Annotated in this window: 20 protein-coding genes and 1 pseudogene; 14 read left to right on the top strand and 7 right to left on the bottom strand. The window is 73.0% G+C overall.

The features are described from left to right. Positions 1 to 30: 30 nt before the first annotated feature. The gene (locus tag JF597_RS36115; protein WP_294005380.1) at positions 31 to 636 is read left to right on the top strand and encodes a MarC family protein; all 606 of its coding nucleotides are present in this window, start codon (positions 31 to 33) and stop codon (positions 634 to 636) included. A gap of 140 nt (positions 637 to 776) precedes the next feature. Here JF597_RS36115 and JF597_RS36110 read toward each other — a convergent pair whose 3' ends face one another. Then, positions 777 to 929, bottom strand: coding sequence for a hypothetical protein (locus JF597_RS36110; RefSeq protein WP_089098921.1), 153 nt, complete (start codon positions 927 to 929; stop codon positions 777 to 779). Between the two features lie 170 nt (positions 930 to 1,099). Here JF597_RS36110 and JF597_RS36105 point away from each other — a divergent pair, with 170 nt between their 5' ends. Continuing rightward, the gene (locus JF597_RS36105; protein ID WP_294005373.1) at positions 1,100 to 1,993 is read left to right on the top strand and encodes an NYN domain-containing protein; all 894 of its coding nucleotides are present in this window, start codon (positions 1,100 to 1,102) and stop codon (positions 1,991 to 1,993) included. Here JF597_RS36105 and JF597_RS36100 read toward each other — a convergent pair. Next, a complete protein-coding gene (locus tag JF597_RS36100; RefSeq protein ID WP_294005370.1) occupies positions 1,990 to 2,892 on the bottom strand; it encodes an alpha/beta hydrolase in 903 nt (300 codons plus the stop codon). The genes JF597_RS36105 and JF597_RS36100 overlap by 4 nt on opposite strands. Positions 2,893 to 3,027: 135 nt before the next feature. Beyond that, positions 3,028 to 5,604 (bottom strand): DEAD/DEAH box helicase, encoded by a 2,577-nt coding sequence (locus tag JF597_RS36095; protein ID WP_294005367.1) that lies wholly within the window; start codon positions 5,602 to 5,604, stop codon positions 3,028 to 3,030. A gap of 571 nt (positions 5,605 to 6,175) precedes the next feature. On the opposite strand from JF597_RS36095, the gene JF597_RS36090 reads away from it, so the two are divergent. Continuing rightward, on the top strand, positions 6,176 to 6,913 hold the full coding sequence (locus JF597_RS36090; RefSeq protein ID WP_294005364.1) for a ferritin-like fold-containing protein: 738 nt from the start codon (positions 6,176 to 6,178) through the stop codon (positions 6,911 to 6,913). A 135-nt stretch (positions 6,914 to 7,048) separates the two neighbouring features. Here JF597_RS36090 and JF597_RS36085 read toward each other — a convergent pair whose 3' ends face one another. From JF597_RS36085 to JF597_RS36070, 4 genes and pseudogenes are all read right to left on the bottom strand, one after another. After that, positions 7,049 to 7,321, bottom strand: a complete 273-nt coding sequence (locus JF597_RS36085) for a hypothetical protein (protein WP_294005637.1) — start codon at positions 7,319 to 7,321, stop codon at positions 7,049 to 7,051. A 133-nt stretch (positions 7,322 to 7,454) separates the two neighbouring features. Continuing rightward, a pseudogene (locus JF597_RS36080) lies at positions 7,455 to 7,676 on the bottom strand (DUF3107 domain-containing protein); the annotation flags it as partial. 154 nt (positions 7,677 to 7,830) lie between these two features. Then, a complete protein-coding gene (locus JF597_RS36075) occupies positions 7,831 to 8,475 on the bottom strand; it encodes a TetR/AcrR family transcriptional regulator (RefSeq protein ID WP_294005361.1) in 645 nt (214 codons plus the stop codon). A 177-nt stretch (positions 8,476 to 8,652) separates the two neighbouring features. After that, positions 8,653 to 8,877 (bottom strand): hypothetical protein, encoded by a 225-nt coding sequence (locus JF597_RS36070; RefSeq protein ID WP_294005358.1) that lies wholly within the window; start codon positions 8,875 to 8,877, stop codon positions 8,653 to 8,655. Positions 8,878 to 9,086: 209 nt separating this feature from the next. On the opposite strand from JF597_RS36070, the gene JF597_RS36065 reads away from it, so the two are divergent. From JF597_RS36065 to JF597_RS36015, 11 genes are all read left to right on the top strand, one after another. Beyond that, positions 9,087 to 10,097 carry an alpha/beta hydrolase gene (locus JF597_RS36065; protein WP_294005355.1) on the top strand — a complete coding sequence of 337 codons (1,011 nt, stop codon included), beginning with the start codon at positions 9,087 to 9,089 and terminating at the stop codon, positions 10,095 to 10,097. A 7-nt stretch (positions 10,098 to 10,104) separates the two neighbouring features. Next, positions 10,105 to 11,613, top strand: a complete 1,509-nt coding sequence (locus JF597_RS36060) for a DUF3152 domain-containing protein (protein WP_294005353.1) — start codon at positions 10,105 to 10,107, stop codon at positions 11,611 to 11,613. A 56-nt stretch (positions 11,614 to 11,669) separates the two neighbouring features. Next, positions 11,670 to 11,762 (top strand): Ms4533A family Cys-rich leader peptide, encoded by a 93-nt coding sequence (locus tag JF597_RS55755; protein WP_351321593.1) that lies wholly within the window; start codon positions 11,670 to 11,672, stop codon positions 11,760 to 11,762. Positions 11,763 to 11,928: 166 nt separating this feature from the next. Next, positions 11,929 to 13,647, top strand: coding sequence for an ABC transporter substrate-binding protein (locus JF597_RS36055; RefSeq protein WP_294005350.1), 1,719 nt, complete (start codon positions 11,929 to 11,931; stop codon positions 13,645 to 13,647). Between the two features lie 4 nt (positions 13,648 to 13,651). Further along, positions 13,652 to 14,656 carry an ABC transporter permease gene (locus tag JF597_RS36050; RefSeq protein ID WP_294005347.1) on the top strand — a complete coding sequence of 335 codons (1,005 nt, stop codon included), beginning with the start codon at positions 13,652 to 13,654 and terminating at the stop codon, positions 14,654 to 14,656. Next, positions 14,653 to 15,651 (top strand): ABC transporter permease, encoded by a 999-nt coding sequence (locus tag JF597_RS36045; protein WP_294005344.1) that lies wholly within the window; start codon positions 14,653 to 14,655, stop codon positions 15,649 to 15,651. The genes JF597_RS36050 and JF597_RS36045 overlap by 4 nt, the downstream gene beginning before the upstream one ends. Next, positions 15,648 to 17,240 (top strand): ABC transporter ATP-binding protein, encoded by a 1,593-nt coding sequence (locus JF597_RS36040; RefSeq protein WP_366916493.1) that lies wholly within the window; start codon positions 15,648 to 15,650, stop codon positions 17,238 to 17,240. Before JF597_RS36045 ends, JF597_RS36040 begins: the two co-directional genes overlap by 4 nt. A gap of 228 nt (positions 17,241 to 17,468) precedes the next feature. After that, positions 17,469 to 19,253, top strand: a complete 1,785-nt coding sequence (locus JF597_RS36030; RefSeq protein WP_294005341.1) for a DUF3492 domain-containing protein — start codon at positions 17,469 to 17,471, stop codon at positions 19,251 to 19,253. Further along, positions 19,250 to 20,581: a hypothetical protein gene (locus JF597_RS36025; RefSeq protein WP_294005339.1), complete on the top strand. Its 1,332-nt coding sequence runs from the start codon at positions 19,250 to 19,252 to the stop codon at positions 20,579 to 20,581. The genes JF597_RS36030 and JF597_RS36025 overlap by 4 nt, the downstream gene beginning before the upstream one ends. 181 nt (positions 20,582 to 20,762) lie before the next feature. After that, positions 20,763 to 21,722 carry an NAD(P)-dependent oxidoreductase gene (locus JF597_RS36020; protein ID WP_294005336.1) on the top strand — a complete coding sequence of 320 codons (960 nt, stop codon included), beginning with the start codon at positions 20,763 to 20,765 and terminating at the stop codon, positions 21,720 to 21,722. After that, positions 21,710 to 22,459 carry a spherulation-specific family 4 protein gene (locus JF597_RS36015; protein ID WP_294005333.1) on the top strand — a complete coding sequence of 250 codons (750 nt, stop codon included), beginning with the start codon at positions 21,710 to 21,712 and terminating at the stop codon, positions 22,457 to 22,459. Before JF597_RS36020 ends, JF597_RS36015 begins: the two co-directional genes overlap by 13 nt. The last annotated feature ends 59 nt before the right edge of the window (positions 22,460 to 22,518 follow it).

Here is a 22,518-nt window from a genome sequence, read left to right as displayed (position 1 = left end):
ACCTCCTCCTGCAAGGCCCGTAGCACCCCCATGTTCGATCTCGCCGTCTTCGGCTCCCTCTTCCTGACCCTCTTCGTCATCATGGATCCCCCTGGGATCACCCCGATCTTCCTCGCCCTCACCGCCGGCCGGCCCGGCAAGGTGCAGAAGCGGATGGCCTTCCAGGCCGTGTGCGTGGCGGGCGGTGTGATCACGGTCTTCGGGCTGCTGGGGCACCAGATCCTGGACTACCTGCACGTCTCCGTGCCCGCACTGATGATCGCGGGCGGGCTGCTGCTCCTGCTCATCGCCCTGGACCTGCTCACCGGCAAGAACGACGAACCGAAGCAGACCAAGGACGTCAACGTGGCGCTGGTGCCGCTGGGCATGCCGCTGCTGGCCGGCCCCGGTGCGATCGTGTCGGTCATCCTCGCCGTGCAGAAGGCCGACAGCGTGGCCAGGCAGGTGTCGGTGTGGGTCGCGATCCTCGCCATCCACGTCGTGCTGTGGCTGGTCATGCGCTACTCGCTGCTGATCATCCGGGTCATCAAGGACGGCGGTGTGGTCCTGGTGACGCGGCTCGCGGGCATGATGCTCTCCGCGATCGCCGTGCAGCAGATCATCAACGGTGTCACCCAGGTGATCAAGGGTGCGTAGCGCGACGTAGGAGCCCTGCGAACGCAGAGCCCCCGTACGGCATGGGTGCCGTACGGGGGCTCTGAAGACTGTGTGGTGCTCCGCGTGTCGTCGGTGTCGCCGGTGTCGCCGTTCTCGTTTGTCGTCGTCGCGTCGTCTTGTTACGAAGCCTGGGTCTCGGCCGGTCGGATCCACAGGCGCTGCCCCACGGCGGCGGCCTGCTGAACGATCCTGCTGACGGAGGCGGCGTCCACGACAGTGCTGTCCACGGTGGTGCCGTCGACCTCGTCGAGTCGCATGATTTCGAAGCGCATGGCCTCTCCCTTCGTCGTCCTGTTCCGTAGGAGTCAACGGCTTGCGTGTTACAAACATTCCCTACGCTAAAGAAATTTTTCGAACGTCTAATTACTGACCGGTAAGAGTGTGCGGGAGACTGACCGGGACCGGTTGTGTTCGCAGCGTGACCGCCGGGACAATGGCGTTGATGAACGACGACCTCGCCGCCCTCAAGGCCGGTATCGACCGCACGAACGAGCTGCTCACCCGCATGCTCGCCGAAGTGGCCAAGACGCCCTCGACGCACGCCATCTTCGTGGACGCGGGCTACCTCTACGCGGCCACGGGCCGGCTCGTCGCCGGGACGGAGGACCGCCGCGCCTTCGACCTCGACGCCGAGGGGCTGATCGAAGCGCTCATCGACAAGGCGCGCCAGATCTTCGCCGACAGCCGGCTGCTGCGCGTCTACTGGTACGACGGCGCCCGCCGCCGCATCCACACCGCCGAGCAGCAGGCCATCGCCGAACTCCCCGACGTCAAGGTCCGCCTCGGCAACCTCAACGCCAACAACCAGCAGAAGGGCGTCGACTCCCTGATCCGCACGGACCTGGAGTCACTGGCCCGGCACCGCGCCATCAGCGACGCGGCCCTGCTCGGCGGCGACGAGGACCTGGTCTCCGCGGTCGAGGCCGCCCAGGGCTACGGGGCCCGCGTCCACCTGTGGGGCATCGAGGCCCCCGAGGGCCGCAACCAGGCCGAGCCGCTGCTCTGGGAGGTCGACAGCCAGCGCACCCTCGACCTCGAGTTCTTCAAGCCGTACGTCTCCAGGCGCGCCGCCCCCGCCTATGAGGCGGGCGCGACCAGACCCACCCGCGAGGACGTCCGTTTCATCGGCGCGCAGATCGCCGCGAAGTGGCTCTCCTCGCGAGGCCGCGAGGCGCTCGTCGAACTGCTGCCCGGCCACCCCTACCTGCCGGGCCCCGTGGACCAGGACCTCCTCGTCGAGGCCGAGGGGATGCTCCAGTACTCCCTGCGCGGCCAGGCCGACCTGCGGCGTGCCCTGCGGGACGGCTTCTGGGAGCACCTCCAGACGCAGTACTAGCCCCGGCTCCGGCCCGCGGGGCCGGTGCTGTCCCAGAAGTCCGCGATCGCCTCGGCGGTGGCGGCTGGCCGGTCGGTGTTGGGCGAGTGCTCCGCCCCCTCGATCACCGTACGGCGTGCCCGCAGCCGCAGCGCCATGTCGTCCAGCAGCGGTACCGGCCAGGTGTCGTCCCGCGCGCCCGACAGGACGTGGAAGGGCAGCGGTACGGCGGCGAGTTCCGCGACGCGGTCCGGCTCGGTGCACAACTGGCGTCCGGTGGCGAGCAGTTGGGCGGGCTTGTTGCCCAGCCAACGGCGCCGCAGATCCCCGTCGTCCTCGAGTCCGTCCGCGGGCGCGTCCGGTTCCTCCAGTTCCTCCGGCGCCTCCATGGCCTGCATGGCATCCCACACCTCGCCCATCGACATCACGGCGAGCGCGTCCCGCAGCAGCTTCACGCGCTGCTGCTGGGAGGAGGAGATCTGCGCCGGGCCCGAGGCCATCAGGGTCAGCGAGCGGAACGGCGTGTGGTCGAGGAGCACGGCCGCACGGGCGATCTGACCGCCGAGCGAGTGCCCCAGCAGATGCACCGGCCGTCCCGCGCCGACCACCGCCGCCTGCGCGAGCACATCCCGCGCCAGCTCCTCCTGGGCGTACGCCGACTCGTCGTCCGCCGGCCCGTCCGACTCGAACTGCCCGCGACCGTCCACGGCGACCGTCCGGTACCCGCGCCGGCCCAGTGCCTCGTGCAGCCGGTTGAAGTCCTCCTTGCTCCCGGTGAACCCGGGCAGCAGCACCGCGATCCCCCTGGGCTCGACCCCGGCGGCCACGGGCGCGTCGACGACGGCGAACTCCCCCCGGCCGGTGGCGAGCGGGTACGCACGGGCACCGGCGGGCGGGACGAAGGTAGGAGGCCTGCTCATGGGGGAGAGGGTAGCGGGGGCGGGGTGACCGGCCGGGAGCCGGTGGGTGAATCCCCGCACCGGGAGCCGCCGAGTGCGGCCCGCAGACGCCGATGGCCCGGACCACACGGGGTGGTCCGGGCCATCGGCGTGCGCTCAGGCCTCCGGCGCCGCGGCGGCCGCCTTCCGGGTCCGGCGGGCCTTCGGCTTCGCCTCCGCGTCGGCCGGCTCGACGGATCCGGCGGTCTCGGCGGCCACGGCCGCCTTGCGGGTGGTGCGTCGCCTCGGCTTCGCCTCCGGCTCCTCGGTGGCCTGCGCCGGGATCTCCGCGGTGGCGGCGGCTGCCGTCTTGCGGGTGCGGCGGGGCTTGGCCTCGACGGCCTCGGCGGTGTCGACGGCGGCCTCGGCCGTCTTCCGGGTCCGGCGGGGCTTCGCCTCGGCGACTGCCGCCGCCTCGACCGTCTCCGTGTCGGCGGCGGTGGCCGTCGCCTTGCGGGTGCGGCGCGGCTTGGCCTCGACGGCTTCGGCGGTGTCCACCGCGGCTTCGGCGACCGCGGCCGTCTTGCGAGTGCGGCGGGGCTTGGGCGCCGCTTCGGCCTCGGCCGTCTCCGGGGCCACTGCCGCCGCCGTCGTGCGGGTGCGGCGGGGCTTGGCCTCGACGGCCTCGGCGGTGTCGACGGCGGCCTCGGCCGTCTTCCGGGTCCGGCGCGCCTTGGGCGCGGCCTCGGCCGCCACCTCGGTGGCCACCGCAGGCTCGGCCGGCTCCGCGGCCTTGCGGGTGCGGCGACGGGCCGGGGCCACCGGGGCCTCGACGGCCTCTGCCGGCGCCTGTGCGACCTCGGTTACGGGCTCGGCGGCCTTGCGGGTGCGGCGCGGCCTGGCCTCGACGGCCTCGGCCGTGTCCACCGCGGCCTCGGCGGCGGCAGCCGCCGTCTTGCGGGTCCGGCGGGGCTTCGGCTCCACCACGGCCTCGACCGCCTCGACGACCGCCTCGACGGCCGTCGTCTCGGGTGCCTCGGCCGTCTTGCGGGTACGGCGGCGTACGGGGGCTGCAGGGGTCTCTTCAGCGACCGGGGCCTCGGTCACCACCGGTGCCTCGGTCACGACCGGCGTCGACGCCTCCGCCACCGGCGCGGCCTCCGCGGACCTGCGGGTGCGGCGACGGCGCGGCTTCTCCGCCGCGGCCGGCTCCACGACGGCCTCGACCGTCTCTACGACGGCCTCCGGCGTCACGGTCACCGGGGCGGTGGCCGGCACCGGCTCCTGCGGCGCTCCGTTGCGGGTACGGCGACGGCGGCGCGGGGTCCGGGTACCCGCCGGCTCCGACGCCGCGAGGGCGCCGTCGGCGGAGCCGGGTGACGCGGCCTCGGCGGCCGGCGCCGTGGACGCCGTACCGGACGCCTGGTCCAGGGCCGAACCGCCGCGCGTGCGACGGCGGCGGCGCGGGGTGCGGGCCGGGCGCTCGCGCTCCTCGGTACGAGTCTCGCCGCGCGCCTCCCCCCGACCGCCCCGGCCACCGCGACCGCGGCCACCACGGCCACCGGTCTCGCCCAGGTCCTCCAGCTCCTCCGCGTCGAGCCCGGCGCGGGTGCGCTCCGAGCGCGGCAGGACACCCTTGGTGCCCGCGGGGATCTTCAGGTCCTCGAAGAAGTGCGGGGAGGTCGAGTACGTCTCCACAGGCTCGTGGAAGTTCAGCTCCAGCGCCTTGTTGATGAGCTGCCAGCGCGGGATGTCGTCCCAGTCGACGAACGTGATCGCCGTACCCGACGCGCCCGCGCGGCCGGTGCGGCCGACACGGTGCAGGTAGGTCTTCTCGTCCTCGGGGGACTGGTAGTTGATGACGTGGGTCACGCCCTCGACGTCGATGCCGCGCGCGGCGACGTCGGTGCAGACGAGGACGTCCACCTTGCCGTTGCGGAACGCGCGCAGCGCCTGCTCGCGGGCGCCCTGGCCGAGGTCGCCGTGGACGGCGCCGGAGGCGAAACCGCGGCTCTGGAGCTGCTCGGCGATGTCGGCGGCGGTGCGCTTGGTGCGGCAGAAGATCATCGCGAGACCGCGGCCCTCGGCCTGCAGTATGCGCGCGATCATCTCCGGCTTGTCCATGGAGTGCGCGCGGTAGATGAACTGCGCGATGTTCGCGACGGTCGCGCCCTCGTCGTCCGGCGCGGTGGCGCGGATGTGGGTGGGCTGGCTCATGTACCGGCGCGCGAGGCCGATGACCGCGCCCGGCATGGTCGCCGAGAACAGCATGGTCTGGCGCTTGGCCGGAAGCATGTTGATGATCTTCTCGACGTCGGGCAGGAAGCCCAGGTCGAGCATCTCGTCGGCCTCGTCGAGGACGAGGGACTTGATGTGCTTCAGGTCCAGCTTCTTCTGGCCTGCGAGGTCGAGGAGCCGGCCCGGGGTGCCGACGACCACGTCGACGCCCTTCTTCAGGGCCTCGACCTGCGGCTCGTAGGCCCGGCCGCCGTAGATCGCCAGCACGCGCACGTTGCGGACCTTGCCGGCGGTCAGGAGGTCGTTGGTCACCTGGGTGCAGAGCTCGCGCGTGGGGACGACGACGAGCGCCTGCGGGGCGTCGGTGAGGGCCTCGGGGGCGGCGCGGCCGGCCTCCACGTCGGCGGGGACGGTGACGCGCTCCAGGAGCGGCAGACCGAAACCGAGGGTCTTGCCGGTGCCGGTCTTGGCCTGGCCGATGACGTCGGTGCCGGACAGGGCGACCGGGAGCGTCATCTCCTGGATGGGGAAGGGGTTGATGATGCCGACGGCTTCCAGGGCCTCGGCGGTCTCGGGGAGGATTCCGAGTTCACGAAACGTCGTAGTCAGGGTGCTGCCTCTTCTGTGTGTCGCGGCGCGAGGCGAGCGCGGGGGTCTTTGACGGACCGTGCCGGGGACGTCGGCTGCCTTACGGGCGGGCCGTGGGGGGCACGCCGTAGTGCACGGGACCTCTGCCGACGCTCTAGCGCTCGTACCGCTGAGGGTGTGTCCCTCCGGTCGTCGTACGCACAGTGCCGTACGAGCCGGGAGGGCTGTCGGGTCGGAGCCGATCGGGCCACCGACCGGGCATCCTCATACGTGCGGCCTGTCGAGGCACGTCGGAATTCGACGGCGTACCAGCAGGCGCATTACCACCATACCCCGGAATCGTGCACATGCGATGGCCGATTTGGTCACGTCGTGGTAGTCACAGTGGTTGACCAGGGACTTCCCCGGGACTTCTCAGGGATCCCCTGAGACTCACCGGGGCCGGCCCGGAGCTTCCCCAGGGCTTCCCCGGGGCGGCGGGCGGGCTATTGTGCGCTTCATGACGAGCTCTGACAAGCCTGAGACCGCCTCCGCCGAACCGACCGGTGTCGCCGCCCAGGACTGGGCGCAGGCCGCCGCCGACCCGCACTACCGTGCCGCGGTCGTGGACCTGCTCGGTGCCCTCGCGTACGGCGAGCTCGCGGCGTTCGAGCGGCTGGCGGAGGACGCCAAGCTGGCGCCCTCGCTGGCGGACAAGGCCGAGCTGGCGAAGATGGCATCGGCCGAGTTCCACCACTTCGAGCGGTTGCGCGACCGGCTGACGGAGATCGGCGAGGACGCCACGCAGGCGATGGAGCCGTTCGTCGCGGCCCTCGACGGCTTCCACCGGCAGACGGCGCCGTCCGACTGGCTGGAGGGCCTGGTCAAGGCGTACGTCGGCGACTCGATCGCCAGTGACTTCTACCGGGAGGTCGCGGCCCGCCTCGACTCCGACACCCGCGAACTGGTGCTGGCCGTCCTCGACGACACCGGGCACGCCGAGTTCGCGGTGGAGAAGGTGCGCGCCGCGATCGACGCCGACCCGCGCGTGGGGGGCCGACTGGCCCTGTGGGCACGGCGGTTGATGGGGGAGGCGCTGTCGCAGTCCCAGCGGGTGGTCGCCGACCGGGACGCGCTGTCGACCATGCTGGTCGGCGGCGTGGCCGACGGGTTCGACCTCGCCGAGGTGGGGCGGATGTTCTCGCGGATCACCGAGGCGCACACCAAGCGGATGGCTGCGCTGGGGCTGGCGGCGTAGCGCGCTGCCGGGGTGGTTCCGGGGAGTTGCGCGGCTACGGGTGCGGTGTGGCCGGTCGTGCGGTTCCGCCCCCAGCCTTCGGCCGGGGGCGCCCCAGCGCCCCTTTGGGGCGCGTCGGCCGACGGCGGCTGAAAGCTACGCCGGGATCGATCGTCGGCGCAGGTGGCGGCCCGCCGGGCGGAGCAGCAGCGACAGGGACGCCGCCGAGACGATCGCCGCGCCCAGAAGAGTGACCAGGACCGTGCCGGGGCCGAGCGCGCTGTGCGTGACGAAGTCACCGAAGAGGGCTCCCGCGACACCCGTGCAGAACACCAGGGGCCGGGCCGGGAGCCGGTGGGACAGCCGACTGGCCGCGGCCCACGACAGGGCCAGGCCGAGCAGGGCGGATCCAAGGACTTCCAGGAGCATCACGAGGGGTCCCTCCCACGGCCGGCCGGTGCTTCACGGTCGTAGCCCGTCATACCCGTGACCTGCGGAATGCAATCCTCCTCCGTGGACGACTTGTGGGCCGTATGTGGAGGCGGACATGGCAGAGTGGCCCCGCGCTGAAGCCGACCTTGCGCACCGTCGGCTCGCCGAGCTCGATGTACGCCAGGCGGTCCGTCGGGACCAGGACCTTGCGGCCGCGCTCGTCCTCCAGGGACAGCACCTGTGACTTGCCGGCCAGCGCGTCGGCGACGAGGCGCTCGACCTCCTCGGCGTTCAGACCGCTCTCCAGAACGATCTCGCGGGGCGCGTGCTGCACGCCGATCTTGACCTCCACGGCTATGTCCCTCCGACGGTCAGTGAAGTGCGCGACCTTCCGCGCCGTACGCAGCACACATTAGCCCGGTGAGGGGACGTACACGCTGCGCACGTCCACGCCAGGAGCGAACACCGAACGGGAATTCCCCCCGGCGGTGCCGTCGGCAACGGTGTCAGTGGTGCGCGTCGATGCCGTGCAGCGGGAAACCCGCGATGCCCCGCCAGGCGAGCGAGGTCAGCAGCTGGACCGCCTGGTCGCGCGGGACGGTGCGGTCGCTGTGCAGCCAGGAACGGGCCACCACCTGGGCGAGACCGCCGAGGCCCGAGGCCAGCAGCATCGACTCGGCGCGCGGCAGACCGGTGTCCTCGGCGATGACCTCGCAGATCGCCTCGGCGCACTCGGTGGTGACCTTGTCGACACGTTCGCGCACCGCGGGCTCGTTCGTCAGGTCGGACTCGAAGACCAGGCGGAAGGCCCCGCCGTCGTCCTCCACGTACGCGAAGTACGCGTCCATGGTCGCCCGGACCCGCTGCTTGTTGTCGGTCGTCGACGCGAGCGCGCTGCGCACCGCCTGGATCAGGGCCTCGCAGTGCTGGTCCAGCAGGGCCAGGTAGAGGTCGAGCTTGCCCGGGAAGTGCTGGTAGAGCACCGGCTTGCTGACCCCGGCGCGTTCGGCGATGTCGTCCATCGCGGCCGCGTGGTACCCCTGTGCGACGAATACTTCCTGGGCGGCGCCCAGCAGCTGGTTCCGTCGGGCACGGCGCGGCAGGCGAGTGCCCCGCGGGCGTGCTGCCTCTGTCTGCTCGATGGCTGTCACGCCGCCTCCCAATGTCGTCCACGTGCGAATCGCTCCGCGCGGCCATCGTACTTTTCGGTAACCGTGCTGTGCGCGGTGCGAGCGCAGAATTTCACGTACCGGACGACGGCGAAAGCCGCACCGGGAAATACCCGGACATGCGAACAGGCCAGGTCGGCCCGCCGCGGCCGTTCGCGGTCAGCGGTAGTCGTCCTCGTCGAGGGAGACCACCCGTGCCTGTTCGATGAGATCGGCCTCGTTCGCGCGGTCCGGGTCCACACCGGTGAGCGGGTCGTCGCGGGACGGCGTGACGTCGGTGTGCTGCTCGGCGGCGTCGCCCTCAGGGGCCTCGACATCGATCTCCGGGGCCTCCTCCGCGTCCAGGTCGTCGAGGACGTCGGGCTCGGTGGGGTCATGGGCCATGGTGGGCTCCCTTCCTTGGAAGATCCCTGGCGGAAGCAGGGGGCCACAAACGGGTGCCCTGTTTACGAGCGTAGGAGACACGGGATGCGGACGCTATGCCATCAACGGCCGTCCGCCCCGCACGGCAGCGGTCTGGGTACGGGCTCGCCGGCCGGCTCTGTGACGGCGAACACATGAATCACTGTGTGATCGTCTCGTAACATTGGCCCATGTCTTCGACCGAACTGCCGTCCGTGCCGCCCACCAGCGTGCTCCCCGAGGCGGCGGCGGTCAGAGTCGCGGAGGGCGAGCGGCTGCGGTCGGTGGGACTGCCCGGCGTCACCCTCTCGGTCCGTTCGCGGCCGCCCGCCCGCGAGGGCCTGCCGCCCGCGCTGTACATCCACGGGCTGGGCGGCTCGTCGCAGAACTGGTCGCAGCTGATGGAGCAGCTCGAAGGCGTCGTGGACAGCGAGGCGGTCGACCTGCCGGGCTTCGGCGACTCGCCGCCGCCGGACGACGGCGACTACTCCGTCACCGGGCACGCGCGCGCGGTCATCCGCTATCTCGACGCGGCCGGCCGCGGTCCGGTCCACCTCTTCGGCAACTCCCTCGGCGGCGCGGTCTCCACCCGTATCGCCGCCGTCCGCCCGGACCTCGTCCGCACCCTCACGCTCGTCTCGCCGGCCCTGCCCGAGCTGCGCGTGCAGCGCACCGCAATGCCGACGGTCGTGCTCGGCCTCCCCGGCATCGCCGGGCTCCTCACCCGCACGACCGGCAGGTGGACCGCCGAACAGCGGGTACGGGGCGTGCTGGCCCTCTGCTACGGCGACCCCAGCCGGGTGACGCCCGAGGCTTTCGAGCACGCGGTGGAGGAGCTGGAGCGGCGGCTGCGGCTGCCGTACTTCTGGGACGCGATGGCGCGGTCCGCGCGCGGCATCGTCAACGCGTACACGCTGGGCGGCCAGCACGGGCTCTGGCGCCAGGCCGAGCGCGTCCTCGCCCCGACCCTGCTCATCTACGGCGGCCGCGACCAGCTCGTCGGCTACCGCATGGCCCAGAAGGCCGCGCGCAGCTTCCGCCACTCCCGGCTGCTCTCCATGCCGGACGCCGGGCACGTGGCGATGATGGAGTACCCGGGGGCGGTGGCCGCGGCATTCCGTGAACTCCTCGCCCACGCCGACAGGCTGGGTGACGGACCGGCTTCCGGGACCGTCGGCGGCGGTCCGGGCGCGGGGAGCTGAGGGGCGAGTGGGACGCCACAGCCGCCGCGGTCCGGCGCCCAAGGGCGACCCGGCGGACATAGCGAACGCGCGCGGGGCCCGGAAGCAGCGCCCGGGAGACGGCGAGCGCGGTTCCGTGGGGCCTGTGGTGCCGCGTCCGGCCGACGGGACACCCGCGGGCGGGGCGCCGCGGTTCGCGGACGGCACGCCGGCCCAGGGCGTCCCGCGGCTGCCCGACGGCACACCTGCTCGGGGGGTGCCGCGCTTCCCCGACGGTACGCCGGCGCACGGCGTCCCGCGCTTCTCCGACGGTACGCCGGCGCACGGCGTCCCGCGCGTCCGCGGCGGTCACCCGCAGCAGCGTGAAGCGGGCGGTGGCTGGGGCCGGTTGGGCGGTGCGGCCGGTGCCGCCTCCGGTCCCGGCGGTGCCGCGTCAGGGCCCGTCGGCACCGCTTCCGGGCCTGCCGGGGCTGCCTTCGGGTCGACCGGTGTGTCGATACCGCGGCAGCGGCAGGGCGGGCCCGGCGGTCCGCGGCAGGAGTACGTCGACGCCTTCGGCGGGGACGCCGACGTCTTCACGCCCCGCGCCGGCATCGGCGCCCAGCGTGCGGAAACGTATCCGCCCGGTTCCGGTCCGCACACGTCCGTGCTCCCGTCCGGCATCGACGGCGGTGCGGGCGACACCGGCGACGCCCCGCCCGGCGGCGAGCCCGCGCGGCCCAGGGGCGGCAGGAACCGGGCCTTTGCGGGGGTCGCGGCCGCCGCCGTCACCACCGTGCTCGCGGTGATCGTCGCCGGGCAGGTGATCGACGGCAGAGACGGCGACGCCGCACGGCAGTCGGCCGCGGACGGGGCGCGGGCCACCGACGGCGCCGCCTCGCGCGGGGACAGCCGTACGACGCCGTCGGCGTCGGCCTCCGCGACGGGCGTGGTGACGCTGTCGTACGAGCAGGCGATGGGCGAGAAGTACCCGCTCAGCGCCGAGCTGGCCGGGTCCGGGAAGTTCAGCACCGTGCCCGGGAGCGCGAAGGCGCCGGGCAAGGGGCGGAAGTACACCTACCGCGTCGACGTGGAGCAGGGGCTGGGCCTGGACGGGAAGCTGTTCGCCGAGGCCGTGCAGAAGACGCTCAACGACGACCGGAGCTGGGCCCACGACGGCGCCCGCACCTTCGCGCGCGTGTCCACCGGCAAGCCCGACTTCGTGATCACGCTCGCCAGCCCCGGCACCACCGCCAAGTGGTGCGCCAAGTCCGGCCTCGACACGACCGAGGACAACGTCTCCTGCGACTCGGCGTCCACGGAACGCGTCATGATCAACGCATACAGATGGGCCCAGGGCAGCAAGACCTACGGTGACAAGATCCATGCCTACCGGCAGATGCTGATCAACCACGAGGTCGGCCACCGGCTCGGCTACGGCCATGTGACCTGCGACAAGGACGGCAAGCTGGCGCCGGTGATGCAGCAGCAGACCAAGTTCCTCGACCATGACGGAATCCACTGTCTGCCCAACCCCTGGCCCTATCCCAAGAGTTGACAGGTGGCTCATACATCACATTGACATGCGCAGAAAGTTCATAGATATTTCTGGGCATGTCGTCCCTTCACGCCTCCGCGCGCGCCGCCATCGAGCTGGCGCTCATCGGCGTGACCGCGCTCTGCGTGGCCGACATCCACTGTCGCTGACCCCCGCCTTCAGGCGTTCGCGTCGCGACTTTTCCCTGCTGCCGTGACCTGGGTCACGGCTCTCTCGACGGCCTGACGCCCTGGCGGACGTCTGCTCACCTTCGTCTCACTCTTCGTCAATCCGTCTCGCCCATCGAGACTCGCCTTCCGAGAGGTCGTCATTCCGATGCGTCACCCGTCCGTAACCAGCGCCCGCGCGGCGTACGTTTCGCTCGCCCTGGTCGTGGCAGCGGGCGCCGCCGCCTGCGGGCCGAAGGACAACGATGCCAACGGCTCCAGTGGCGACTCCGCGCCGCACAAGGGCGGCACGCTGACCGTCCTGAACTCCGACCCTCAGACGGACTTCGACCCGGCCCGCCTGTACACCTCCGGCGGCGGCAACGTGCCCTCCCTGGTCTTCCGTACGCTCACCACCCGCAACCGCGCGAACGGCGCCGCCGGCACCAAGGTCGTCCCCGACCTGGCCACCGACACCGGGCGCCCCAGCGAGAACGCGACCGTGTGGACGTACACGTTGAAGAAGGGCCTCAAGTACGAGGACGGCACCGCGATCACGTCCGCCGACATCAAGTACGGCATCGAGCGCTCCTTCGCCCCGGAGCTCTCCGGCGGCGCGCCCTACCTGCGGGACTGGCTGGTCGGCGCCGCCGACTACCAGGGGCCGTACAAGGACAAGAAGGGGCTCTCGGCGATCGAGACGCCGGACAGCCGGACGATCGTCTTCCACCTGAACAAGCCCGAGGGCGAGTTCCCGTTCCTGGCCACGCAGACGCAGTTCACGCCGGTCCCGCAGGCCAAGGACACGGGCACCAAGTACGAGGAGCACCCGGTCTCGTCCGGCCCCTACAAGGTCGTGAAGAACGAGAACGACGGTGAGCACCTGGTCCTGGAGCGCAACACGTACTGGTCCGCTGCCGTCGACGACCAGCGCAAGGCGTACCCGGACAAGATCGACGTGCAGTCCGGGCTCGACTCGTCCGTGATCAACCAGCGGCTGTCGGCGTCCCAGGGGACGGACGCGGCCGCCGTGACGACGGACACCAACCTCGGTCCGGCCGAACTCGCCAAGGTGACCGGCGACAAGGAGCTCGCCGCACGCGTCGGCACCGGCCACTTCGGCTACACGAACTACATAGCCTTCAACCCGAAGGTCAAGCCGTTCGACAACCCCGAGGTGCGGCAGGCCATCTCGTACGCCGTCGACCGGTCGTCCGTGATCAACGCGGCGGGCGGCAGCGCCCTCGCCGAGCCCGCGACCACCTTCCTGCCCGACCAGAAGTCCTTCGGCTACACGCCGTACGACCTCTACCCGGCGGGTGACACCGGCAACGCGGCCAAGGCCAAGGAGCTGCTGAAGGAGGCCGGTTACCCGAACGGGCTCACGGTCACGCTGACCCACGACAACGCCGACAACTTCAAGACGAGCCCCGAGATCGCGACCGCGATCCAGGACGCCCTCAAGAAGGCCGGCATCACGGTCAAGCTCCAGGGCCTGGAGGACAACAACTACTCGGACACGGTCCACAGCGTGAAGACCGAGCCGGGCTTCTTCCTCGCCGCGTGGGGTGCCGACTGGCCCTCCGGCGGTCCCTTCCTCGCCCCGATCTTCGACGGCCGGCAGATCGTCAAGGACGGCGCGAACTTCAACGCCTCCCAGCTCAACGATGCTTCGGTCAACGCCGAGATTGACGCGATCAACAAGTTGACCGACCTTGACGCGGCCGCCAAGCGGTGGGGTGCACTGGACAAGAAGATCGGCGCGCAGGCGCTGACCGTCCCGCTGTTCCACCCCGTCTACAAGCGGCTCGTCGGCAAGGACATCAAGAACGTCGTGATCAGCGACTGGACCGGTGTCCTGGACATCTCCCAGGTCGCGGTGAAGTAGCACCGTGAGCGAGGCACTTGTCGCCACCCAGGCCCCCGAGGCGTCCGCCTCGGGGGCTTCGGGGGCTCGTCAGTTCTGGCGGCGGCTGCGTGTGCAGCGGGCCGCCGCGGTCGCGGCGGGCGTCGTCGCGCTGCTCGTCCTGGTCGCGCTCGCCGCGCCGCTGCTCACCGCGCTGGAGGGCCAGGACCCGACCACCTACCACCCCTCACTCATCGACTCCGCGCGCGGCGGCGTGCCGATCGGCTCACTCGGCGGCGTCTCCGCCGACCACTGGCTGGGCGTGGAGCCGCAGACCGGGCGCGATCTGTTCGCACGGCTGGTCTACGGCGCGCGGGTGTCCCTGGGCGTCGCGTTCTCGGCGACAGTGATCCAGGTCTTCCTCGGGCTGGTCGTCGGTGTGGCGGCCGCGCTCGGCCGTGGATGGGTTGATCAACTGTTGAGCCGGATCACGGACATCTTCGTCGCGCTGCCCCTGATGGTCATGTCGCTGGCGCTGCTCGCGATCGTGCCGCAGAGCTTCCCCCGGCCCGTCCTGGTCGCCCTCGTCATCGGGCTCATCTCCTGGGGCAACATCGCGAAGATCGTGCGCGCCCAGACGCTCACCCTGAAGGGGCTCGACCACGTCGCCGCCGCACGGCTCAGCGGCTGGGGTGCCTGGCGCATCGCCCGCCGCGAGCTGCTGCCCGGCCTGGCCGCGCCGGTCATCACGTACGCCTCGATCCTCATCCCGGTCAACATCAGCGCCGAGGCGGCCCTGTCCTTCCTCGGCGTCGGCGTGAAGCCGCCGACGCCCTCCTGGGGCCAGATGCTCACCGCCGCCGACGTCTGGTACCAGGCGGCCCCGCAGTACCTGCTCCTGCCGGCCGGCGCGCTGTTCGTGACCGTCCTCGCGATGACCGTCCTCGGCGACGGCGTGCGCACCGCCCTGGACCCGCGCGCCGCCTCCCGGCTCGGCGTCGGCACCGGCCGCAGGCGGGCGGCCGCGACCGCGAAGGAGGAGTCCGCGTGAACGGCTTCGGCGGCTTCCTGCTCCGCCGCACCATCGGCACCCTGGCGACCCTGCTCGCCATCTCGGTGATCGTCTACGTCGTCTTCTACGTCACCCCGGGCAACGTCGCCCAGATCACCTGCGGCCCGCGCTGCTCCCCGGAGCAGGTCCACCAGGTGGCCCAGCAACTGCACCTCGGCGACCCCCTGTACGTGCGCTACTGGCACTTCCTGGAGGGCCTGGTCGTCGGCCAGGACTACTCCACCGGCACCTCCGTGGAACACTGCTCCGCGCCCTGCCTCGGCCTGTCCTACCAGACCGACCAGCAGGTCCTGAGCATCATCCTGACCAGGCTCCCGGTCAGCCTCTCGCTGGTGTTCGGCGCGATGGTGCTGTGGCTGGTCCTGGGCGTCGGCACGGGCGTGCTCTCCGTCTGGCGGCGCGGCCGGCTCACCGAGCGGGTGCTGACCGGCCTCACGCTGGCGGGCTGGGCCACGCCGGTCTTCGTCATCGGACTGGTGCTGATGATCGTCGTCTGCGGCGAACTGCAGCTGCTGCCCTTCCCGCAGTACGTGAAGTTCACCGACGACCCCGAGCAGTGGGCGTGGAACCTGCTGCTGCCCTGGCTCTCCCTCGCCCTCATCGAGTCCGCCGCGTTCGCCCGGATGACCCGGGCGTCGATGCTGGAGACCCTGGCCGAGGACCACATCCGCACCTTCCGCGCGTACGGCGTGGGCGAGCGGGCGATCGTCGGACGGCACGCCCTGCGCGGGGCGCTCGCGCCGGTCATCGCGCTGAACGCCAACAACTTCGGCTCGGCGGTCGGCGGTGCCGTGCTCACCGAGACGCTCTTCGGACTGCCCGGCCTCGGCCAGGAACTCGTCCACGCCGTCAGCGTGGTCGACCTGCCCGTCGTCGTCGGCACGGTCCTCGTCGTCGGCTTCTTCGTGGTGCTCGCCAACGCCGTCGCGGACGTGCTGTACGCGGTGGCCGACCGACGGGTGGTACTGACGTGAGTCTCGTCCAAGTAACTGATCTGACCGTCGAGTTCGGCGACCTGCGGGCCGTGGACGGGCTGTCGTTCACCCTGGAGCGCGGCGCCGCCCTCGCCCTGGTCGGCGAGTCCGGCTCCGGCAAGTCCACGGTCGCCTCGGCCCTGCTGGGTCTGCACCACGGCACGGGAGCGCGGCTCGGCGGCTCGATCGAGGTCGCCGGCACCGACGTACAGGCCGCCTCCGACGGCGAACTGCGCAAGCTGCGCGGCGCGAAGGCGGCGATGGTCTTCCAGGACCCGCTGTCGTCCCTCGACCCGTACTACGCGATCGGCGACCAGATCGCCGAGGTGTACCGCGTGCACACGCGCGCGTCACGGCGAACCGCACGCGCGCGTGCCGTGGAGGTGCTCGACCGGGTCGGCATCCCGGACGCCCCGCGCCGGTCCCGGTCCCGCCCGCACGAGTTCAGCGGTGGCATGCGCCAGCGGGCGCTGATCGCCATGGCGCTCGCCTGCGAGCCCGAACTGCTCATCGCCGACGAGCCCACCACCGCCCTAGACGTGACCGTCCAGGCCCAGATCCTCGACCTGCTGCACACCCTGCGCGAGGAGACCGGCATGGGCCTGCTGCTCGTCACCCACGACGTGGGCGTCGCCGCCGAGAGCGTCGACCAGGTGCTCGTCATGCGGCACGGGCGCATGGTCGAACAGGGGCCGGTCGCCGCCGTGCTGGGCGCGCCCGCCGAGCCCTACACCCGGGAACTGCTCTCCGCGGTCCCGCGCGTGGACGCGGTGCGCGCACCCTCCCGGGCGTCCGAGGAGGTCGTGCTGGAGGCAACCGGTCTGCGCCGCGAGTTCGGGCGCGGGAAGCGGGCGTTCGCGGCCGTGGACGACGTCACCCTGACCGTGCACCGGGGCGAGACCCTCGGCGTCGTCGGCGAGAGCGGCAGCGGCAAGACCACCCTCGGCCGGATGCTGGTCGGGCTGCTGGAGCCGACGGCGGGGGAGGTCCGTTACGACGGACACGCGCGCGTGGGTGTGAACCCGGCCGTCCAGATGGTCTTCCAGGACCCGGTGTCCTCCCTCAACCCGCGGCGCAGCGTCGGCGAGTCGATCGCCGACCCGCTGCGGGCGCGGGGCGAACGGGACGAGGGGCGCATCCGGGGGCGCGTGATCGAACTGCTGGAGCGTGTGGGGCTCGAAGGGGCGCACTACCAGCGTTATCCGCACGAGTTCAGCGGCGGTCAGCGCCAGCGCGTGGGCATCGCGCGGGCGCTCGCGGCCGACCCGCGGGTCATCGTCTGCGACGAGCCGGTCTCCGCGCTCGACGTCACCACCCAGGCCCAGGTCGTGGCCCTGCTCGGCGAACTCCAGCGGGAACTCGGGCTCGCGCTCGTCTTCGTCGCCCACGACCTCGCCGTCGTGCGCCAGGTCAGCGACCGGGTCGCGGTCATGCGGCGCGGCCGGATCGTCGAGACCGGGCCGGCCGACGAGGTGTACGACAACCCCCGGGACCCGTACACCCGGCAGCTGCTGGCCGCCGTACCCGCCCTCGACCCCGAGGCCGCGGCCCGGCGGCGGGCGGCGCGCCGGGAACTGGCGTCGGCGTGACGTTTCCGCAGATCTGGACGGGAATCCGAACGTGACGTTCCGCCGCCGATCGGTCGCCTAGCGCGACAAAACGCGGCCCGCACGGGAAAGTTACGACCGTTCACCCCTTTTGGTGGCGCGATGGACAACCGTCCGTCGCGCCACCGTCTTGTCCGCATACCTTCGTCCCGCTGCGAGCCACCGGGCCACGGTGGCTCCCCATACGGGAGATCGATCGGGGGTGCACACGTGCGCATCGGACTGCTTACGGAGGGTGGTTATCCGTATGTGAGCGGTGACGCCAGACTCTGGTGCGACCGGCTCGTGCGCGGGCTCGGGCAGCACGAGTTCGACCTCTACGCGCTCAGCCGCACCCGGCACCAGGAGGACGAGGGCTGGCTGCCGCTGCCACCGCATGTCAGCCGGGTCCGGACGGCTCCTCTCTGGACCGCCGACGAGGACGGCGTCACGTACGGACGGCGCGCGCGCCGGCGCTTCGCCGAGAGCTACGGCGAGTTCGTGGGTGTGCTGTGCGCCGGCCCGGCCGCGGACGGCGCGAATGGCCCGGTCGGCACAGATGGCGCGGACGGCGCAGCCGGGCCGGGCGGCGAAATCGGCCCCCGGGCCGTGCCCGGCTCCCTGGCGGACCGTTTCGGCAACGCGCTCCGCGGACTCGCCGAACTCGCCCGTGACGAGGGCGGCCTGGCCGGTGCGCTCCGCTCCGACACCGCCCTGCGCGCCCTGGAGCGCGCCTGCCGTGCGCCCGGCGCCCTCGGTACGGCACGCGAGGCGCGCGTGCCCGATCTGCTCGCCGTCGCCGCACACCTCGAACGCGCCCTGCGCCCCCTCTCCCTGGACTGGTACGGCGACGACGGCCTCGGCGCGGCCGACCTCTGCCACGCCACCTCCGGCGGTCCGGCCGCCCTGGCCGGGCTGCTCGCCGGGCACTTCTCCGGAGTGCCGCTGCTGGTCACCGAGTACGGCGTGCAGCTGCGCTCGCACTACCTCGCCACCGGTCCCGGCGCGGCCACCCCCGCCGTACGCGCGCTGCTCGCCGCCTTCCACGGCCGGCTCGCCGCCGAGGTCTACCGCCGCGCCGCGATCATCACACCGGGCAACGCGCACGCCCGCCGCTGGCAGGAGCGCTGCGGCGCCGACCGCGCCCGCATCCGTACCGTGCATCCCGGCATGGAGGCCGCCCGCTTCACCGAGGTGGGCGAGGCCCCGGACCGCGCGGAACCGGACACGCTCGTGTGGGTCGGCCGGATCGAGCCGGCCAAGGACCTGGTGTCCCTGCTGCACGCCTTCGCCGAGGTCCGCAAGGAGGAGCCCAAGGCGCGACTGCGGGTCGTGGGCGCCGCGGCGGGGCCGGAGGGCGAGGCCTACCTGGGGCACTGCAGGGCGCTCGCCGCACAGCTCTTCCCCGACGAGGCCGAGGGCGTGCACGCCGTCGGCGACAACCCGGTCGCCTTCGAGGAGGTGGGCGGCCCGGCTGCGCCTACCCTCGCCGACGCCTACGCGTCCGGCGCGGTCGTCGTCCTGTCCAGCGTCGTCGAGGGTTTCCCGGTGGGCCTCGTCGAAGCGATGCTCTGCGGCCGGGCGACCGTCTCCACGGACGTCGGCGCCGCGGTGGAGGCCATCGGCGGCACCGGGCTCGTCGTACCCCCGCGCAATCCGCGGGCGCTCGCGGAGGCGTGCGTGGCGCTGCTGCGCGACCCCGAGCGCCGTGAGCGCCTCGGTGCCGCGGCCCGCGCCCGTGCGCTCGAACTGTTCACCGTCGAGCAGAACATCGCGGCATTTCGCAGCATTTACCTGGAGATCGTCTCGCACTGCCCGGTACGCCGGGTCGTCGTCGACCAGGCGGGCGAGCCCCTGCCGTTCGCCGTCCCGGCCGAGGCCCACGTGCCGGGCCGCTGGACCGGCCCCACGGCCCGCGTCGCCCATCGCGGCCTACCGGGTCGGGCCCTGGGCGCCGCCGTGCGGCCCGCCCCGGTACGGGCCACCCCGCGCACGGCCACCGAGGGGGCGCTGTGAACGGCCACGAAGGCGGCACGCCGAACGGCGGTCCCGGAGAGCTGGACCGGGCCGGGCGGCCCGGCCCGGTCGACGCCTGGGACGCGCGCTCGCAAGGATGGCTCCTGGGAGCGGACGAGACCGGCCCGGAGCACGCCCTCCCCGGAGGCGGGACGCCGGCGTCCGGCCGGGTCCCCCCGGGCGGCCCGGCTGGTGCCAAGGGCACCGTGGGCGGCCGCAGAACCACAGGCCGCCGAGGCGCCGCCGCCGACCCGGTGAAGGCCCTGATGCACCGGCACCGCGCGCTCTGCGAGCGGGCCGTGGACCCGCTGGAGATCGCGGCCGGCCTCGAGGCGCACGGCGTCACCGACCGCACCGCCGCCCGCTTCCGGCACCGCGACGTCTTCTCGCTCGCAGAAGAGCTCTATGCGCGCGTGCCCCGCGACGACGCCCCGCCCCCGTACCGCGAACCGGCGCCCACGCCCCGCGTGCGCGCCGACTGGGCGCTGCTCACGCTCCTCCCGGGCGCCGTGTGTGCGGCGGCCGTGACCGGCGTACGGCTCACCGAGGGCCGCCCCCGCGTCCTCGCGGCGGCCGTGGGCGTGCTCGCCGTCGCCCTGGCCGTACGCCCGGCCCTGCGCCGGGGGCCCCTGGCCGCACCGGCCCGAACCCCCGCCTGGCGCACCGCCACCGGCACCCGCACCTGGACCTGCTGGGTGCTCGCCTACGCCCTGCTCGGCGACGGCCTGCTCCGGGCGGTCGTGGACGGCGGCCCCGACGGCCTGCCGACCGGCGCGGCCCACGGTTTCTGGCCGGTGACCACCGCCCCCGTCCTCGCCCTCACCCTGGCCTGCGCGCCGGCGGCCTGGAGCACCCACCTCTACGCGGCGGGCGCCCGCCGCAGACTCGCGGCCAGCAGGGGCCTGGAGGAGTTCACCTGGGCCGTACGGCCGTTGCTGCTCGGTGCGTTCGCCCTCTTCCTCGGCGCCCTCACCGCCCTGCTCGCCCTGTGCGGCGCCGCGCTCGGCGAACCCGCCGGCTACCCGGCGGGCCTCACCCTCGGCGCCCTCCTCCTGCTCGCCCGCCTCCTCGCCGTCCACAACGTGCCGCAGGGGCCCGCCCTCGCCGCCACGGCCGGCACGGAGGTGGCGGCCGTGGCCCTCGTCCTGGCCGGCCGGCTGCCCGGCTGCGCCTTCCTGGCCGCCCCCGTCGACGCGCTGGTCGACGCCTGGGGCGCGGGCAGCGTCCCGGCCCTCGTCTGCGGCGCCGCCGCCCTCGCACTGCTGTTCCGGGCGACCGGCACCCTCACCCGGGCCTCGGCCCACGCGCCGACGGGAGACCCCGAGTGAGCAGAGCCGCCGATGACCTCGCACGCCTCGCCGAGCCGTCCCGGCGGCCGGTGCCCGGCATCCCGCCGGAGGCAACCGCACCACCTCTTGAAGGAGACCACCAGATGACCACCTCCCGACCCGGACCCGGAGCGTCCGGAAGCACCGGAGTCGCCGGAGCGCACACCCCGGGAGCCGCGCGATGAGGGTTCTGCTGATCGGAGCCAACGGATACCTCGGCCGCTTCGTCGCCGACCGGCTGCTCGCCGACCCTGCCGTCCAGCTCACCGCGCTCGGCCGCGGCGACGACGCCGACGTCCGCTTCGACCTCGCCACCGGCAGCCCCGGCGCGCTCACCCGCTTCCTCGACGCGGTCCACCCGGGCGTCATCGTGAACTGCGCCGGTGCCACCCGCGGCGGCGCCCGGGAGCTCACCCGGCACAACACCGTCGCCGTCGCCACCGTCTGCGAGGCCCTGCGCCGCAGCGGCTGCGGCGCCCGCCTGGTGCAGGTCGGCTGCAGCTCCGAGTACGGCCCGAGCCAGCCCGGCTCCTCCACCGCCGAGGACGCCGTGCCGCGCCCCGGCGGCCCGTACGGCGTCAGCAAGCTCGCCGCCACCGAACTCGTCCTCGGCTCCGGCCTCGACGCCGTCGTCCTGCGCGTCTTCTCGCCCGCCGGACCCGGCACGCCGGCCGGCTCACCGCTCGGCCGCCTCGCGGAGGCGATGCGCCGCGCCATGCAGTCCGGCGACGGCGAGCTCAAACTCGGCGGCCTCGGCGCCCAGCGCGACTTCATCGACGTACGCGACGTCGCCCGCGCCGTCCACGCGGCCTCGCTCTCCGCCGCCCAGGGCGTCATCAACATCGGCTCCGGCCGCGCCGTCCGGCTCCGTGACGCCGCCGCCGTCCTCGCCCGGGTGGCCGGATACGGCGGCGCCCTGCATGAACTGGACGGCCCGCCCGGCCCGCTGCGCGGCGGCATCGGCCACCCCCGGATGGACGGCGAGCACACGGGCCCGGTCGCGTACCCGTACCCGGACGGCTGCGGCAGCTGGCAGCAGGCCGACGTGCGCTGCGCCCGCGACCGGCTCGGCTGGCGCCCCCGCATCAACCTCGAGGAGTCCCTCGCGGACATCTGGATGGAGGCGGCGTGCCGCATCTGACCAGCACCAGGGCGGGCGCCGCGACCACCGGCGTCCGCACCGCCGTCGGCGTCCCCGGCTACGCCCACCCGCTCCTCGCCCCCGCCCAGTGGGCCGAACTCACCCGGCCGGGCACGCCCCTGCACTGGGTCGTCCTCGACGTGGCCAACGGCCCCGGCAGCCGCCCCGACCCGCACTGCCTGGAAGCGGCCGGCCGGCTCCGCAACGCGGGCGTCCGCGTCCTCGGCCACCTTGACACCACGTACGGCGCCCGCTCCCACGGTGACCTGCTCACCGACGCCCGCCACTTCCACGACTGGTACCGCGTCGACGGCTTCCTGCTCGACCGCTGCCCCACCGAGCGCACCGCGCTCCCCGAGATCCGCCGCGCGGTCGCGGCGCTCCGCACCATCGGTGACGGCCCCCACATAGTCCTCGGCCACGGCGCCCACCCGCACCCGGGCTACGCCGAGAACGCCGACCAGCTGGTGACCTTCGCCGGGCCCTGGAGCGACTACCGCTGGTCCCAGGTCGCCGAGTGGACCGCCGACTACGCGCCCGACCGTTTCTGCCACTTCGTGCACGGTGTGCCCCTCGGCCACCTCGACGAGGCGCTGCGCATCGCCCGCTGGCAGGGCGCCGCCACGATCTACTTCACCGACCGGACCGATCGGTGGGGCCGGGCCGATCCCTGGGAGGCCATGCCCGGCTACTGGGACGAATTCGTCTCGCGGATCGGAACAGGTGTCTCGGAATGAAGAAGCCCGTGGCAGTGTTACAGGGAGAACAACCGTAGTGATAGACCGATCAACGGAGT

Origin of the sequence: Streptomyces sp. (assembly GCF_019510245.1) — a bacterium.
GTDB lineage: Bacteria > Actinomycetota > Actinomycetes > Streptomycetales > Streptomycetaceae > Streptomyces.
Note: the sequence above shows the minus strand (reverse complement) of the source record. Positions and strands in the feature narration are given on the sequence as shown.

Excerpts from the sequence above, each read along its gene's own strand:
- JF597_RS36065 (WP_294005355.1), top strand. The coding sequence starts at position 9,087 with ATGTCTTCGACCGAACTGCCGTCCGTGCCGCCCACCAGCGTGCTCCCC.
- JF597_RS36085 (WP_294005637.1), bottom strand. The coding sequence starts at position 7,321 with ATGCTCCTGGAAGTCCTTGGATCCGCCCTGCTCGGCCTGGCCCTGTCG.
- JF597_RS36105 (WP_294005373.1), top strand. The coding sequence starts at position 1,100 with ATGAACGACGACCTCGCCGCCCTCAAGGCCGGTATCGACCGCACGAAC.
- JF597_RS36110 (WP_089098921.1), bottom strand. The coding sequence starts at position 929 with ATGCGCTTCGAAATCATGCGACTCGACGAGGTCGACGGCACCACCGTG.
- JF597_RS36055 (WP_294005350.1), top strand. The coding sequence starts at position 11,929 with ATGCGTCACCCGTCCGTAACCAGCGCCCGCGCGGCGTACGTTTCGCTC.
- JF597_RS36115 (WP_294005380.1), top strand. The coding sequence starts at position 31 with ATGTTCGATCTCGCCGTCTTCGGCTCCCTCTTCCTGACCCTCTTCGTC.
- JF597_RS36100 (WP_294005370.1), bottom strand. The coding sequence starts at position 2,892 with ATGAGCAGGCCTCCTACCTTCGTCCCGCCCGCCGGTGCCCGTGCGTAC.
- JF597_RS36095 (WP_294005367.1), bottom strand. The coding sequence starts at position 5,604 with ATGACGCTCCCGGTCGCCCTGTCCGGCACCGACGTCATCGGCCAGGCC.
- JF597_RS55755 (WP_351321593.1), top strand. The coding sequence starts at position 11,670 with ATGTCGTCCCTTCACGCCTCCGCGCGCGCCGCCATCGAGCTGGCGCTC.
- JF597_RS36070 (WP_294005358.1), bottom strand. The coding sequence starts at position 8,877 with ATGGCCCATGACCCCACCGAGCCCGACGTCCTCGACGACCTGGACGCG.
- JF597_RS36090 (WP_294005364.1), top strand. The coding sequence starts at position 6,176 with ATGACGAGCTCTGACAAGCCTGAGACCGCCTCCGCCGAACCGACCGGT.
- JF597_RS36020 (WP_294005336.1), top strand. The coding sequence starts at position 20,763 with ATGAGGGTTCTGCTGATCGGAGCCAACGGATACCTCGGCCGCTTCGTC.